At 45.7% G+C, this 14645-nt stretch carries 16 protein-coding genes; 2 read left to right on the forward strand and 14 right to left on the reverse strand.

Translation table 11 applies throughout. The features are described 5' to 3' along the window. The 13 genes from FD974_RS04985 to FD974_RS05045 form a co-directional block, all read right to left on the reverse strand. On the reverse strand, positions 1 to 1386 hold the full coding sequence (locus FD974_RS04985; protein WP_215362915.1) for a FimV/HubP family polar landmark protein: 1386 nt from the start codon (positions 1384 to 1386) through the stop codon (positions 1 to 3). Further along, positions 1386 to 2543: an aspartate-semialdehyde dehydrogenase gene (gene asd, locus FD974_RS04990; RefSeq protein ID WP_215362917.1), complete on the reverse strand. Its 1158-nt coding sequence runs from the start codon at positions 2541 to 2543 to the stop codon at positions 1386 to 1388. The genes FD974_RS04985 and asd overlap by 1 nt, the downstream gene beginning before the upstream one ends. Positions 2544 to 2581: 38 nt before the next feature. Next, complete coding sequence (gene leuB, locus FD974_RS04995) at positions 2582 to 3649, reverse strand: 3-isopropylmalate dehydrogenase (protein ID WP_215362919.1); 1068 nt, start codon at positions 3647 to 3649, stop codon at positions 2582 to 2584. Between the two features lie 23 nt (positions 3650 to 3672). After that, positions 3673 to 4320 (reverse strand): 3-isopropylmalate dehydratase small subunit, encoded by a 648-nt coding sequence (gene leuD, locus FD974_RS05000; protein WP_215362921.1) that lies wholly within the window; start codon positions 4318 to 4320, stop codon positions 3673 to 3675. A gap of 24 nt (positions 4321 to 4344) precedes the next feature. After that, positions 4345 to 4554: a hypothetical protein gene (locus tag FD974_RS05005; RefSeq protein ID WP_251374541.1), complete on the reverse strand. Its 210-nt coding sequence runs from the start codon at positions 4552 to 4554 to the stop codon at positions 4345 to 4347. Positions 4555 to 4564: 10 nt separating this feature from the next. Beyond that, positions 4565 to 5974, reverse strand: a complete 1410-nt coding sequence (gene leuC / locus FD974_RS05010) for a 3-isopropylmalate dehydratase large subunit (RefSeq protein ID WP_215362925.1) — start codon at positions 5972 to 5974, stop codon at positions 4565 to 4567. Between the two features lie 18 nt (positions 5975 to 5992). Further along, a complete protein-coding gene (gltA, locus tag FD974_RS05015) occupies positions 5993 to 7306 on the reverse strand; it encodes a citrate synthase (RefSeq protein WP_215362927.1) in 1314 nt (437 codons plus the stop codon). 73 nt (positions 7307 to 7379) lie between these two features. Further along, positions 7380 to 7649 (reverse strand): succinate dehydrogenase assembly factor 2, encoded by a 270-nt coding sequence (locus FD974_RS05020; RefSeq protein WP_215362929.1) that lies wholly within the window; start codon positions 7647 to 7649, stop codon positions 7380 to 7382. After that, the gene (locus FD974_RS05025; protein ID WP_215362932.1) at positions 7646 to 8350 is read right to left on the reverse strand and encodes a succinate dehydrogenase iron-sulfur subunit; all 705 of its coding nucleotides are present in this window, start codon (positions 8348 to 8350) and stop codon (positions 7646 to 7648) included. The genes FD974_RS05020 and FD974_RS05025 overlap by 4 nt, the downstream gene beginning before the upstream one ends. 16 nt (positions 8351 to 8366) lie before the next feature. Beyond that, complete coding sequence (gene sdhA, locus FD974_RS05030) at positions 8367 to 10145, reverse strand: succinate dehydrogenase flavoprotein subunit (RefSeq protein ID WP_215362934.1); 1779 nt, start codon at positions 10143 to 10145, stop codon at positions 8367 to 8369. Between the two features lie 4 nt (positions 10146 to 10149). After that, positions 10150 to 10515 carry a succinate dehydrogenase, hydrophobic membrane anchor protein gene (gene sdhD / locus FD974_RS05035; protein ID WP_215362936.1) on the reverse strand — a complete coding sequence of 122 codons (366 nt, stop codon included), beginning with the start codon at positions 10513 to 10515 and terminating at the stop codon, positions 10150 to 10152. Between the two features lie 24 nt (positions 10516 to 10539). After that, a complete protein-coding gene (sdhC, locus tag FD974_RS05040) occupies positions 10540 to 10959 on the reverse strand; it encodes a succinate dehydrogenase, cytochrome b556 subunit (protein ID WP_215362938.1) in 420 nt (139 codons plus the stop codon). 143 nt (positions 10960 to 11102) lie between these two features. Beyond that, positions 11103 to 11846, reverse strand: coding sequence for a GntR family transcriptional regulator (locus FD974_RS05045; RefSeq protein ID WP_251374542.1), 744 nt, complete (start codon positions 11844 to 11846; stop codon positions 11103 to 11105). 146 nt (positions 11847 to 11992) lie between these two features. Between FD974_RS05045 and FD974_RS05050 the strand changes: the two genes are divergently transcribed. Together FD974_RS05050 and FD974_RS05055 are read left to right on the forward strand one after the other, a co-directional pair. Then, positions 11993 to 12982 carry a malate dehydrogenase gene (locus FD974_RS05050; RefSeq protein ID WP_215362942.1) on the forward strand — a complete coding sequence of 330 codons (990 nt, stop codon included), beginning with the start codon at positions 11993 to 11995 and terminating at the stop codon, positions 12980 to 12982. Between the two features lie 12 nt (positions 12983 to 12994). Then, entirely contained in the window at positions 12995 to 13363 is a 369-nt protein-coding gene (locus FD974_RS05055; RefSeq protein WP_215362944.1) for a hypothetical protein, read from the forward strand. Positions 13364 to 13430: 67 nt separating this feature from the next. Here FD974_RS05055 and FD974_RS05060 read toward each other — a convergent pair whose 3' ends face one another. Then, the gene (locus FD974_RS05060; protein WP_215362946.1) at positions 13431 to 14642 is read right to left on the reverse strand and encodes a DUF2863 family protein; all 1212 of its coding nucleotides are present in this window, start codon (positions 14640 to 14642) and stop codon (positions 13431 to 13433) included. Positions 14643 to 14645: the final 3 nt, after the last annotated feature.

A 14645-nucleotide genomic window follows, 5' to 3' on the forward strand; every position in this document is an offset into this window, starting at 1 on the left:
TTAGGAGTTTCGCTGAGATAAGCCGAGCAATAGACCTTGTGCTTCCAAGGTAATTGCTGGATCAATGTCAGAGCCAATAGAGACAATTTCTTCAAGCGATTTTCTTGCCGCAGCAAAATCTTCGATGGTTATATAAGCCTTAGCTAAGTTAAGCTTTACCCTTAAAGCATCAGCCATTGGATGAGATACTTTTTGCTGCTGAACAGGAGCGTTTTTACTTGGAGTAAGTTCTAAATCAATACCGGCAAACAAAGCCTTGGTCCGCTCTGGTATCGCATGGGTTGAGTCAGCATGAGATTCAGGAGTAGCAGTCTTGGTTGAGCTGGCTTTTGAATAATCATGGACTTCAGAACGGCGCGCATTCTTTGCCAGAAACCATAGCAATAAACCAGTAACAGCCATTAATACCAAGGTAAGTAATATTGGTGCAAAAGTGCTCATGCCATTGGTTGTGCCCTGTTCAGGCCGATTCTGAGACTTTCCTTTAGCTTGATCCAACAGGAGCTGTAGATCAGCAATATTCTTTTCTAGCTCAGCAACGCGAGCGCGAGTTTGCTCTAATGCACGCTCTTGAGCCACCAACTCTTCAGCATAGCGAAGCTCTTGTGCGCTACTGTCGACGCTAGAGCCGATCTTGAGACGATCTTGCGCAGGCGCAACTGAACTCTTCGCTGGGGCTACAGTTGCTAAGTTAGCCCCCTTAGATTCTTGTTCAGCTAGCCACTGCGCATTTGATTCAGCAACAAATTCATTAGCTTGAGCCGGACTAATCGAGCGCAATAAGGCTTGACTTGGCTTGGTAAGCTCTGCCCCTGCGTCTAATCGATTAATGCTGCCACTAGCGAAAGCATCGGGATTGGCTTTGAATAAAGCCATCATGGTTTGATCAAGCGTTACATCGCCTAACTGAGGTGCCAATTGAGCAGCAATCTCCGACAAAGTTTGGCCGGATCGAACTGAAATTTTTTGCACATCACCCAATAGCAAGGTATAGGTTTTAGTGGTGCTTCCAGCGGACCACTTGAGGTTGAGTAATACGTCTAAAAAGGGGTCTTCAGCAATCGGAACGGGCTCAACAGTTTCTAGCAACACCATCAGCTTTTGCTGCTGATTGCGATAAATCATCGCCTGGGGATTGAACTCTAATAATTTGCGAGAAATCCCTAGACGCTCGTAAAGTGCTGCATTAGACGCATTGATACTCAGGCTATCTAATAAAGACTGCTCATCCTCACCAACTCTAATGGCAAATTCAACCTTGAGAGGATCGCCAGGTTTTGATAATAATTTTGGAGAACCTAAGGAAATCGCACCGGCAGAAAATGACCAGCTAAGCCAAAGCAAGCAAAGGAGTTTTGCAAACTGAATATGGCTCTTACGCAACATCAACGCTCAAGCAAAATGCGCAACATACGGCGCAGTGGTTCAGCAGCGCCCCATAACAGCTGGTCACCCACTGTAAATGCGCCAAGATACTCAGGGCCCATTGCTAATTTATGTAAACGACCAATTGGCACTGTCAAAGTTCCGCTCACTGCAGCTGGTGATAAATCACGTTCTGTCATTTCACGATCATTCGGGACCACTTTGACCCATTGATTATCGCCAGCCAAAATCTCTTCAATTTCTTTGAGGGGAATATCTTTTTTCAGCTTGACGGTTAAGCCTTGAGAATGGCAGCGCATTGCACCAACCCGAACACAGAGGCCATCAATTGGAATGCTACCGGGAGTTCTAAATGGTGGACGACCCAAGATCTTATTGAACTCAGCACCACCCTTCCACTCTTCCTTGGTTTGGCCATTTTCAACCGGAACATCGATCCAAGGAATTAAGCTACCCGCTAAAGGTGTATTGCGGAAATTTTTCTTCGGAAAATCAGGCGAACGTAAAGTCTCCGTTACCTTGCGATCAATATCCAAGATCCAAGAAGAGGGATCGGCCAACTCTGTCGCTACGCTATCACGCAGAGCACCCATTTGCAGGAGCAACTCACGCATATTTTGTGCGCCCGCGCCAGAGGCTGCCTGATACGTCATGGCGCTAATCCACTCCACCATATCCGCTTTAACTAGGCCGCCCATCGCCATCATCATTAAGCTCACTGTACAGTTACTACCTATCCAATTCTTACCTCCAGAAGCCAAAGCCTTATCAATTACAGGGCGATTTACAGGATCTAAGATCAGGACGGCATCATCCTTCATGCGCAAAGCACTAGCAGCATCAATCCAATGACCTTGCCAACCAGCAGCACGCAGTTTTGGGAAGATCTCATTGGTGTAGTCACCACCTTGGCAGGTCAAGATAATGTCGCAGCGAGATAATGCACTGATGTCATTGGCATCTTGCAAGGTATTTTCATTTTTAGTTACTTTATTGACATTGAGTAACGGTACTTCACCGCCAGCCTGGCTAGTACTAAAAAATACTGGCTCAATGAGGTCAAAATCTTTTTCAGCCAACATTCTCTCCATGAGAACACTGCCGACCATTCCGCGCCAACCAACTAAACCTACCAATGGTATTTTTGCATTTGCCATGATGAACTATCTATTAAATTAAAGTATGTGAATATGTATTACAGCGCCGCAACGACTGCGTCACCCATCTCGACAGTCGACACTTTTTGAGTACCCTCGGTATAAATATCAGCAGTGCGTAATCCTTGTGATAACACTTTTTGTACGGAAGCCTCAATACGATCCGCTTCAGCAGGCATACCTAATGAGTAACGCAACATCATTGCGGCGGACAAAATTGTTGCTAATGGATTTGCAATCCCCTTGCCAGCAATATCTGGGGCTGAGCCATGGCTTGGCTCATATAAACCTTTATTGTTTTTGTCCAATGAAGCAGATGGCAACATACCAATTGAGCCTGTCAGCATGGCTGCCTCATCTGACAGAATATCGCCAAACAAGTTGCCGGTAACTACCACATCAAAGGCCTTGGGAGCTTTAACCAACTGCATTGCAGCGTTATCAACATACATATGAGACAACTCCACATCAGGGTAATCTTGAGCAACCCGAATCATCACTTCGCGCCACAGTTGTGAGGTTTCCAATACATTCGCTTTATCAACGCTACATACCTTCTTGCTACGCTTACGAGCAGCTTCAAAAGCAACGCGTCCGATACGCTCAACCTCTGGTTCGCTGTAATGCATCATGTCGTAACCTTCACGAGCGCCTTTAAATAATGGCAACTCTGAAGTGCGAATACCGCGTGGCTGACCGAAATAAATATCGCCATTGAGCTCACGAATAATCAAGATATCGAGACCGCCAACAATTTCAGCTTTGAGGCTTGATGCTGCTGTGAGCTCGTCATAGCAAATCGCCGGTCTAAAGTTGGCAAATAGCTCAAGGTGTTTACGCAATCCCAAAATAGCTTGCTCAGGACGCAGCTCGCGCGCTAACGCGTCGTATTTCCAATCACCCACTGCACCAAACAGAATGGCATCTGCTTTTTTAGCGAGTTCTAAGGTAGCTGGCGGTAAAGGATGACCTGCAATATCATAGGCTGCACCACCAACTGGTGCTGTCTCGAGATCAAATTTAGGGCCAAGTGCATTGAGCACTTTGACAGCTTGAGCAACGATTTCCGGGCCGATACCATCGCCCGGTAGGACTGCAATTTTCATGAAAGGCCTTTAACTCTATAAAACTACGGCAATTGGGTTGCAAGCCAAGGCATCTTCAAGATGCGCTCCGCTTCGTAAGCCTTGATTTTATCTGCATGTTGCAGGGTTAAGCCAATATCGTCCAAACCATTAAGAAGGCAATGCTTCCTAAAGGGAGCTACATCAAAGCTGTAGGCAGTCCCATCGGGGGTAATCACCTGCTGCTGCTCCAGGTCAACCGTCAGCTGATAGCCATTAAAAGCAAAGGTTTCATTAAATAAATGATCAACCTGAAGTTCTGTGAGAACAATCGGCAAGAGACCATTTTTAAAGCAATTATTGAAGAAAATATCGGCAAAGCTAGGCGCAATAATGGCTCTAAAGCCAAATTGGTCTAGCGCCCAAGGCGCATGCTCACGGGAGCTACCGCAGCCAAAGTTCTTGCGAGCCAACAAAATTCCAGCACCCTGATAGCGCGGCTGGTTTAAAACAAAATCAGGATTAACGGGACGGATACTGCAATCCTGCCCTGGCTCACCATGGTCTAAATAACGCCATTCATCAAACAGATTTTGACCAAAGCCCGTTTTTTTAATGGACTTTAAAAATTGTTTGGGAATGATGGCATCGGTATCTACGTTTTCCCGGTTTAAGGGGGCAACTAAGCCTTTGTATACCGTAAATTTTTCCATGATGATCTTCTACTAATTCACAACTTATTTAACAGGGGTGACTACAACATCTTTCCCTTGAGTCTGGGATTGGTTGCTAGTGTTTGTATTTTTATTGCCACCCATAGAGTTGCCCATGGTTTGGAGATCTTTTCCTACACCTTCCATGGTGTTGGCACAGGCTGCAATAAAAAGACCAGCGATGCCTACGATGGCTAATTTCTTAATGATTGTGAGTGAAGATAACTTAGACACAGTATTTCCCTTATGAAATCTTGCGAACATCAACAAAATGCCCTTCAATTGCAGCAGCAGCTGCCATAGCAGGGCTAACTAGGTGGGTGCGGCCACCGTTACCTTGACGGCCTTCGAAATTTCGATTGGAGGTCGAAGCACAACGTTCACCCGGCTCAAGGCGATCCGCATTCATAGCTAAACACATTGAACAACCAGGTTCACGCCACTCAAATCCAGCAGCTTTGAACACGCGATCTAGGCCTTCACGTTCTGCTTGTGCTTTTACCAAGCCAGAACCAGGAACTACCATTGCCAATTTCACATTCGGTGCAATCTTTTTACCAAGGCGATCTACAACCTTAGCGGCAGCACGAATATCTTCTATACGACTATTAGTGCAAGAGCCAATAAACACCTTATCAATTGAGATATTGCTTAAAGGTGTATTTGGAATGAGATCCATATATTCCAGTGCGCGCTCCATTGCAAGGCGCTTATTAGGATCCCGTTCTTTCTCGGGATCAGGGACTCTCTCACTAATCGCTAGCACCATTTCTGGTGAGGTGCCCCAAGTAACTTGAGGAGCGATTTCTTCGGCGCGTAACTCGACTACAGCGTCAAACTTTGCATCAGCATCTGAATGCAATGTTCGCCAGTATTGCAGAGCATGACGCAGTGCCTCGCCTGTCGGAGCATAAGGACGCCCTTGGATGTATTCAATAGTAGTTTCATCGACAGCAACCAAACCAGCGCGAGCGCCTGCCTCAATCGCCATATTACAAAGGGTCATGCGACCCTCCATCGACAAATTACGAATAGCTTCACCAGCAAACTCAATGGTGTAACCTGTACCACCTGCTGTACCGATCTTGCCGATCACAGCCAACACAATATCTTTAGCAGTAGAGCCAGGCTGTAAGCGACCATCTACTTTGACCAGCATATTCTTGCTCTTTTTCATGAGCAAAGTTTGCGTAGCCAGTACGTGCTCAACTTCTGATGTGCCAATACCAAAAGCCAGGGCCCCAAAAGCGCCATGCGTGCTGGTATGTGAATCACCGCAAACGACCGTCATACCCGGCAGAGTTGCACCCTGCTCTGGTCCAATCACATGCACGATCCCTTGGCGGGTATCGTTCATCTTGTATTGCGTAATACCAAAGGCATCACAATTTTGATCCAAGGTATCCACTTGAAGCTTGGAAATCGGATCAGCAATACCCTGCGATCGATCAGTAGTGGGAACGTTGTGATCAGAAACCGCTAAATTTGCAGAAATACGCCATACAGGACGGCCAGCTAAATTCAAGCCCTCAAATGCTTGGGGGCTAGTAACTTCATGCAATAGCTGTCGATCAATATAAATCGTGGCCGTGCCATCACCTTCTGAATAGACGACATGGTCATCCCACAATTTATCGTAAAGCGTACGTGACATGTAATTCCTCTAAAGCTCTTATTTACGAACAGAGATGTTAGGAACCTTACGTGAAGTTTCTCCAACATACAGCTGACGTGGACGGCCAATCTTGTACTCAGGATCAGTAATCATTTCTTCCCATTGAGCAATCCAACCCACTGTTCTTGCTAGCGCAAAAATACAGGTAAACATTTCAGTTGGAATGCCTAATGCGCGCTGAACAATACCAGAGTAGAAATCAACGTTTGGATAGAGTTTACGGCTTACAAAGTACTCATCTTCAAGCGCAATCTTCTCAAGAGTCATTGCCAGCTTAAACAATGGATCATTCTGCAAACCTAATTCATTGAGAACCTCATGACAGGTTTCACGCATCAATTTGGCGCGTGGATCAAAGTTCTTATACACACGATGGCCAAAGCCCATGAGGCGAACGCTAGAGTTCTTATCTTTAACTTGGGCAATAAATTCACCGATAGTGTCCACGCCACCATTCGCCTGAATCTCACTGAGCATCTGCAAGCAAGCTTCATTAGCGCCGCCGTGAGCCGGGCCCCACAAGCATGCAATACCAGCAGAGATTGCAGCAAATGGATTGGTACCTGATGAACCGCACAAGCGCACTGTTGAAGTGGAGGCATTCTGTTCATGATCAGCATGCAAAATGAAAATCCGATCAAGCGCGCGCACTAATACTGGATTCACTTTGTATGGCTCACAAGGAGTAGCAAACATCATACGCATGAAGTTCGCTGTATAAGACAGGGCATTATCTGGATAGATAAATGGCTGACCTACAGAGTATTTATAAGCCATTGCAACTAGCGTCGGCATTTTAGCAATCAAGCGAATTTGAGCTACTTCACGAGCATGCGGATCACTGTAATCAATCTCGTCATGGTAGAAAGCTGCCATGGCGCCAACTAAGCCAGTTAATACGGACATTGGATGCGCGTCACGACGGAAACCGCGTAAGAAAAATTGCATCTGCTCATGAACCATGGTGTGGTGCATCACCATTTCTTCAAAATCTTTTTTCTCTTTGGCATTTGGCAGCTCACCATTGATGAGCAAGAAACACACTTCCAAGAAATCGCAGTTATGCGCTAAATCTTCAATGGGATAGCCGCGATAAAGTAATTCACCTTTATCACCATCAATATAGGTAATCTTGCTGTTGCAAGATGCTGTAGAAAGGAAGCCTGAATCGTAGGTGAACTTTCCAGTTTGGCCATATAACTTACGAATATCGATGACATCAGGACCAATAGTGCCTTTGTAAATTGGCAGATCAATATCCGGTGTGCCGTCTGAGAACGATAATTTTGCCTTGATATCCGATTCAATCATTTTTAATCCTTAGTCATTCAAATTGATGATTAATACTCTATGCATTTTCACTGCTACTACATGAAAAGCTGAATTACCGCTCTCTCAGCTTTTGCAAAACCGTTTTAAATAAAGCTGTTTTTGCTTCATCCTCTAATGCTGCAACCGAATCCCTTCGACCAATCAGCAAATCCATGAGGTCATTATCTTCCAGTGCAAACAACTGACTGAGCACTTTTCCCTCATCTGCACTTAATTGAGCACCGTAACGCTCAAAAAAACGCTGCAGAATTAAATCATTCTCCAGTAAACCCCTGCGGGCATCACTTTTTAAACGATATAACTCTGCATTACTCAGGGTCATACTGCCCTGCGAACCATCAATTCTTTAATCTTCCCAATCGCCTTGGTTGGATTTAAGTGCTTAGGACATACGTCCACGCAATTCATGATGGTATGGCAGCGGAATAAACGATATGGATCTTCCAAATTATCGAGACGCTGCGCAGTATCTTGATCACGACTGTCAGCAATAAAGCGATAAGCCTGAAGCAAGCCAGCAGGGCCAACGAACTTATCTGGATTCCACCAGAAAGATGGGCATGAGGTTGAGCAAGAAGCGCACAAGATGCACTCATACAAACCATTTAACTCTTCGCGCTCTTCAGGGCTCTGCAAACGCTCTTTTTCAGGAGCCGGATTGTCATTCACCAAGTAAGGCTTGATGGACAAATATTGCTTGAAGAATAAGGTCATGTCTACAATCAAATCACGCACTACCGGCAAGCCAGGTAATGGACGTAATGTAATCACCTTTGGTAGGGTCAGCATATTAGTCAAGCATGCCAAACCATTCTTACCATTGATGTTCATCGCATCAGAGCCACAAACACCCTCGCGGCATGAACGGCGATAAGAGATCGTCTCATCTTGTTTCTTGAGAGAAATCAAAGCGTCAAGCAACATGCGCTCGCCAGTAAGCTCTAACTCATAGCGTTCCATGCGCGGCGCTGCATCGACATCTGGATCGTAACGATAAATTTCAAATATACGAATATCACTCATCTTTATTTCTCTTCGCTTAGAAAGTACGTTCTTTAGGTGGGAAGGACTCGACAGTCAATGGCTGTAATACAACTGGTTTATAGGAAAGCGTATTGCCTTCGCTATACCAAAGCGTATGCTTCATCCAGTTGGCATCATCACGCTCTTGATGATCGTCGTGTGAATGTGCACCACGACTTTCCTTGCGAGCTGCAGCCGAGATCATGGTTGCATTCGCGGTTTCAATCAGATTGGCCACTTCCAATGCTTCAATACGAGCGGTATTAAAAATCTGTGATTTATCTTTAACCCACAAATGTTTAGCACGCTCAGTCAGCTTTGCCATTTGACGTACACCCTCATCCATCAACTCTTGATTACGGAATACACCAGCATACTTTTGCATAGTCTTGCGAATATCATTCGCAACATCTTGCGCATACTCACCAGAAGTAGAGTTATCCAATGCTGCGATGCGAGCCATAGTTTGCTCTCCAGCATTAGCTGGTAATGGCTTGAACTCGCGATTCTTGAGATCCATTGCAACGATGTGATTTCCAGCTGCACGACCAAAAACGAGTAAGTCGAGCAATGAGTTTGTGCCCAAACGGTTCGCACCGTGAACGGATACACATGAGCACTCACCAATAGCGTACAAGCCGTTAATGATCTCATTGTGCTTACCATTAGCCGGCACCACCACTTGACCATTAATGTTCGTAGGAATACCGCCCATCTGATAGTGAATGGTTGGCACCACTGGAATTGGCTCTTTGGTTACATCAACGTTTGCAAAGTTGATACCAATCTCGTAAACAGAAGGCAAACGCTTCATGATGGTTTCGGCACCAATGTGGGTCAAGTCAAGGACAACATAGTCGCCATTAGGACCGCAACCGCGCCCTTCTTTGATTTCTTGATCCATACAACGTGATACGAAGTCGCGTGGCGCTAAATCTTTATACGTTGGTGCATAGCGCTCCATGAAACGCTCACCATCTTTATTGCGCAAGATACCGCCTTCACCACGACAACCTTCTGTCAACAACACGCCTGCACCAGCTACGCCAGTGGGGTGGAATTGCCAGAACTCCATGTCTTCCAATGGAATGCCAGCGCGAGCTGCCAGACCCATACCGTCACCAGTATTGATAAAGGCATTTGTAGAGGCATCCCAAATACGACCAGCACCGCCAGTAGCCATCATGACAACTTTGGCTTCGAGGATATAAACCTCACCGGTTTCCATTTCAAGCGCAGTCACACCAACAACATCGCCAGCGTCATCACGAATTAAGTCTAATGCCAACCACTCAACAAAGAAATTGGTTTTAGCGCGCACATTGCGCTGGTACAAGGTATGCAACATGGCATGACCGGTGCGATCTGCTGCGGCGCAAGCGCGCTGCACTGGCTTCTCACCATAGTTCGCTGTATGACCACCAAACGGGCGCTGATAAATGGTGCCGTCTGGATTACGGTCAAATGGCATGCCAAAATGCTCAAGCTCGTAAACCACTTTAGGTGCTTCGCGGCACATGAACTCAATCACATCCTGGTCACCCAACCAATCAGAACCTTTGATGGTGTCGTAGAAGTGATAGTGCCAATTATCTTCACTCATATTGCCCAGTGAGGCACCAATACCGCCTTGTGCAGCCACTGTATGTGAGCGTGTTGGGAATACCTTAGTTAATACCGCAACATTTAATCCGGCTTCAGCCAATTGCAAAGAAGCGCGCATACCGGAACCACCGGCACCAATAATCACCGCATCAAAACGACGGCGTGGCAATGCTTTTTTAATCGCAGTCATCGACTTACACTTTCCACAAAATTTGAACGGCATAGGCCGCACAGGCCACAAGATACAAAACAGTTAACACTTGCAGTGTTAAGCGAATGCTGACGGGTTTGATGTAATCCATCCAGATATCACGAATACCAATCCATGCGTGATAGAACAAACTAATGAACGCTAAAAGCGTTAAGAGTTTCATGAACTGGTTGCTAAATAAGCTCGCCCAGCCTTCGTAAGTTGCGCTACCAGTAATGGCGTAGTCCACTAGCAAAATGACGGTAAACACCACCATCACAATGGCAGTAACCCGTTGAATAATCCATTCTTTTAGGCCGTAGTGCGCTCCGACTACTAAACGCTTTGGTCCAATTTGATAAATAGGCATGAGATTTCCTTAGATAAGAGGCGCTTAGTACAGGCCAAACAATTTAAGACCAACTACTGCAGTTAATGCGAGGCCTAAGAAAAATACGACGATTGCAGAACGATTGGCATCTGCCTTCTCAACACCAATTTCGAGATCAAGCAGCAGGTAACGAATACCCGCGCAGAAATGGTGCAAAAAGGCCCAAATTAGACCGAGGCAAATGATCTTTACCAAGAAATGGCTCATGATTGCCTGAAACTGCTGATAGCTCAACTCCGAAGCCAGGCTCTGATCAAAAAGATAGAGTAAAAATGGCAACATCAAAAACAATACTGCCCCGCTGATACGGTGCAGAATCGACACCTTTCCAGCCCACGGCAAACGGTACTTAATGAGTTGGGCTAAGCCAATATTCCGATAAACCGGTTTGGCACTTTTTACATCTTGCTGGGCATCAACCATGGGCAATCTCTCTGTTTTGGAGGAGGTTCAAGGAGGTTTTGTTGTGTTGCAACATATTCTATTGGAAACCTAGGGTCGTTTGGGGGATTTTTAGCGTTTTTAAGGGGTTTTTAATGGTTTTTACTGATTATTGAGTGTACTGCTTAGTTCAATTTATTGTCGTAGTGCTGCTCAGAAGTGTCATATCGAGCATGCCGAATTTCAACGGGTTTATTTCCATAGGTAAAGGCCACCCTCTCCACTGAGAGTAGCGCTGTACCAACTGGTAGGTGTAGGTGATTTGCAAGACTGTCATCAGCAAGAACTGCCTTGATTTTTTCTTCGGCCCTGACCATGTGCGTGGCAAATTCACTTTCGTAAAAGGCATATACCGGCCCTGGCCAGTTATTGAGTGCCTCAAGCGTTAAGCCTTGAAAGCGTGCTTCCGGTAGCCAAATTTCTTCAAAAACGATGGGCTTGCCACTGGAGCTTTGCACGCGATCAATGCGGATCAAGGTTTCGCCGGCCTTCAATTTCAGTAAGCCAGCCCTATAAGCATCAGCCTGAATGCGCTCACAAGCTAAAAACTGGTTTTTCAGGTGTAATTTTTGGCCTAAGTCTGTTTCTAGGCGTAAAAAACGATACTGCCAATCCTCTTCTTGATGGGTGGCTACAAAGGTGCCTTTACCCTGCCGGCGTACTAGAAGATTTTGCGCTGCAAGCTCATCAATGGCCTTGCGAACAGTGCCTTGACTGACGGCATACCGTGCGGCAAGCTCCATTTCACTGGGAATGGCATCGCCTGGAAGCCATTCAGAAGCTTGCAAACTAGCCAAAATCATGGCTTTGATTTGCTCATAAAGAGGGCTAAAAGAGGCAGTAGGTTCAGTAATGAGGCTCAAATTCACTCCGGCACAACATCAATTCGATAAAATAATACTTCTATTTCATATCTTATATAAGACATGATTGACAGTGTAAATGGAAAGTCCCTACACTTGAATGGATAATAGAAAAGATTTCAATTAATTAACCTCAACTGGAGTTATTAGTAATGGCAAAAGCCCCAATGCGCGTCGCGGTCACCGGCGCAGCCGGTCAAATCGGATATTCCCTACTTTTTCGCATCGCTAATGGCGATTTACTCGGTAAAGATCAGCCTGTAATCCTCCAGCTACTTGAAATTCCAGACGAAAAAGCACAAAAAGCGTTGGCTGGCGTCATGATGGAACTTGAGGACTGTGCGTTCCCGCTATTGGCTGGTATGACTGCTCACTCTGACCCAATGACCGCATTTAAAGACATTGATGTAGCCCTATTGGTTGGCGCACGTCCTCGTGGCCCTGGTATGGAGCGTAAAGATTTGCTCTCAGCAAATGCCCAAATCTTCACAGCCCAAGGCAAAGCCCTCAATGCAGTTGCTAAGAAGACCGTAAAGGTATTAGTAGTTGGCAACCCTGCAAACACCAATGCTTATATCGCCATGAAATCTGCTCCAGATATTCCTGCGAAGAACTTTACTGCGATGCTTCGCTTAGATCACAACCGCGCTCTGTCACAGCTTGCTAATAAGCTTAATAAGCCAGTTGCTGATATCGAAAAATTGGTTGTTTGGGGTAACCATAGCCCGACTATGTATCCTGACTATCGCTTTGCCACGATTGATGGCCAGTCTGTCAAAGACAGCATTAACGATCCCGCTTGGAATAAAGATGTTTTCATTCCAACCGTTGGTAAGCGTGGCGCAGCCATTATTGACGCCCGCGGCTTGTCTTCTGCAGCTTCTGCAGCGAATGCAGCCATTGATCACATGCGTGACTGGGTTCTGGGCACGAATGGCAAATGGGTCACTATGGGTATTCCTTCTAAAGGTGAATACGGCATTCCAGCAGAAGTCATCTACGGCTATCCAGTCATTTGTGAAAATGGCGAATATAAAATGGTCGAGGGCTTAGAGATTGATGAGTTCTCACGTGAGCGCATGAATCACACTCTTAACGAATTGCTTGAAGAGCAAGCAGGCGTTAAACACCTTCTCTCATAAGGATTTGAATATATGAAGCGTACCCTTCTCCTCATAAGCATGATGGCTGCTGGCTTTATTGGCACAGCCAATGCAAGTGAGGCAGTATCGACATGGACTTGCAGCGATAGCAAACAATTTAATACGACCGGGACAATAGAAAAGATTCGCCTAACTTGGCAATCCAAAACTTTTGAGCTGGTTCGTGAAAATTCTTTGCCTGGTAGTTTGCGTTATAAAAATACTAACAGTGGACATGACCTAGTGGTACTCGGTAATAAGGCTATGCTTTTTAATATTAAGTCTGGGACTCGTCTTGCAGATTTTTGTCAAACAGCAGAAATGAAAACAGGCAAGTTACCTCACCTGTTTGCTGATGCAGAACCGTTTGTGCAAAACTAGTTCAACAGTTTTACTGCAGCATGAAAAAAGCCGAGGATTCCTCGGCTTTTTCTTTGGCAAAAAAATCTCAATGAAATAGTGGCTGTTGTGTAGGGGCGTCATCCGGCATTTCAGCATGTACCGCTTCACCCGAGCGATCTGGAAATAAAGGTGCTCCACAATCATCACATAGCTCTGGATCAAATAGCATGGCATGCCGAAACACATCATCAACCCCAGCATCATGAAGAGCATCCGTAATTTTCTTCATCGGACTCTCGTCATCCGCCAAATCATTCAATGCGTCATTGGCAACACTTTCACGATCATAAAGCGGCCAAATAACGCCATAAACGACCTCTGAGGAACCCTTTAAGCCAAATGAGATACGGTATTCATCAGCCTGCTCTTCACCAAATGCCCCAACCACGCAAGAAAGTCCTGCAGGTAATACACCCAGAGTACTCTCTAAAAAATTGACTGCTGCACGAATACTCAAAGGTCTGACATGCTTATCTGCTAGACGGCAATTGGTGAAGTACGCCTCTGGCAATAGCAATTCAAATTCACATCCCGGTAAAAGATTAGCAATCGGATCATGCATGGCAGTTTGCCAACCAATTAAACTCACGCCCCGCTCTTGTCGTACTGGAGCTTCAGCCTGCCAACGAAACAGCGGCGTACCACTAGGCGCAGCAATAGCGGCAATGATGAAACGCGGGTCAGCCAGAACGGCAATAGTCTCAGACATATCACGTAGCTCTAACTTCACCTCACTTGAAGAAATGGCAGCCGTGGCTAAAGCTTCTGTTAGCAAACGCGTTTGACAATGAGAATGCGGCATTTGATCTATGCTGTAAAGCCAGGGAATGATGGCCAGGCGAGTATCTAGTGAGGCAATCGAGCTCTGCAAGGCTGCTGCTGTTGCCTCAATCACATTGACTGGCAAAGCCCCTGATGGAATCTGATAGCGCGTGTGCGCCACAATGGGCAAAGCCAACAGTAAAACATCCCAACTCTGACCTTCGTGCTCCATCGTAATAGACTCAGCTAAGGTTTCTGCGCAATCGGCAAGCACCTCAAAAGCAACCGTATTAATTCTAAAGGTTTGATCTAAGGCAGCATCAATCACATTTTGATTTTGACTTTTTAACAATCGCAATAAACGTGCATCCAGACGGCTCTCCCAAAAACGATCTTCAATTTGACTGCCTGATGCCGCCAATGAAATCGCATCCGCAACAAGTCGCTCAACATCTGGAGATGTACGCTGCGAAGATTTCGTACGATGAACAGCCATAAA

The organism is Polynucleobacter sp. es-EL-1 (genome assembly GCF_018687975.1).
In the GTDB taxonomy this organism is placed as follows: domain Bacteria; phylum Pseudomonadota; class Gammaproteobacteria; order Burkholderiales; family Burkholderiaceae; genus Polynucleobacter.

Excerpts from the sequence above, each read along its gene's own strand:
- FD974_RS04985 (WP_215362915.1), bottom strand. The coding sequence starts at position 1,386 with ATGTTGCGTAAGAGCCATATTCAGTTTGCAAAACTCCTTTGCTTGCTT.
- asd (WP_215362917.1), bottom strand. The coding sequence starts at position 2,543 with ATGGCAAATGCAAAAATACCATTGGTAGGTTTAGTTGGTTGGCGCGGA.
- leuB (WP_215362919.1), bottom strand. The coding sequence starts at position 3,649 with ATGAAAATTGCAGTCCTACCGGGCGATGGTATCGGCCCGGAAATCGTT.
- leuD (WP_215362921.1), bottom strand. The coding sequence starts at position 4,320 with ATGGAAAAATTTACGGTATACAAAGGCTTAGTTGCCCCCTTAAACCGG.
- leuC (WP_215362925.1), bottom strand. The coding sequence starts at position 5,974 with ATGTCACGTACGCTTTACGATAAATTGTGGGATGACCATGTCGTCTAT.
- gltA (WP_215362927.1), bottom strand. The coding sequence starts at position 7,306 with ATGATTGAATCGGATATCAAGGCAAAATTATCGTTCTCAGACGGCACA.
- FD974_RS05020 (WP_215362929.1), bottom strand. The coding sequence starts at position 7,649 with ATGACCCTGAGTAATGCAGAGTTATATCGTTTAAAAAGTGATGCCCGC.
- FD974_RS05025 (WP_215362932.1), bottom strand. The coding sequence starts at position 8,350 with ATGAGTGATATTCGTATATTTGAAATTTATCGTTACGATCCAGATGTC.
- sdhA (WP_215362934.1), bottom strand. The coding sequence starts at position 10,145 with ATGACTGCGATTAAAAAAGCATTGCCACGCCGTCGTTTTGATGCGGTG.
- sdhD (WP_215362936.1), bottom strand. The coding sequence starts at position 10,515 with ATGCCTATTTATCAAATTGGACCAAAGCGTTTAGTAGTCGGAGCGCAC.
- sdhC (WP_215362938.1), bottom strand. The coding sequence starts at position 10,959 with ATGGTTGATGCCCAGCAAGATGTAAAAAGTGCCAAACCGGTTTATCGG.
- FD974_RS05050 (WP_215362942.1), top strand. The coding sequence starts at position 11,993 with ATGGCAAAAGCCCCAATGCGCGTCGCGGTCACCGGCGCAGCCGGTCAA.
- FD974_RS05055 (WP_215362944.1), top strand. The coding sequence starts at position 12,995 with ATGAAGCGTACCCTTCTCCTCATAAGCATGATGGCTGCTGGCTTTATT.
- FD974_RS05060 (WP_215362946.1), bottom strand. The coding sequence starts at position 14,642 with ATGGCTGTTCATCGTACGAAATCTTCGCAGCGTACATCTCCAGATGTT.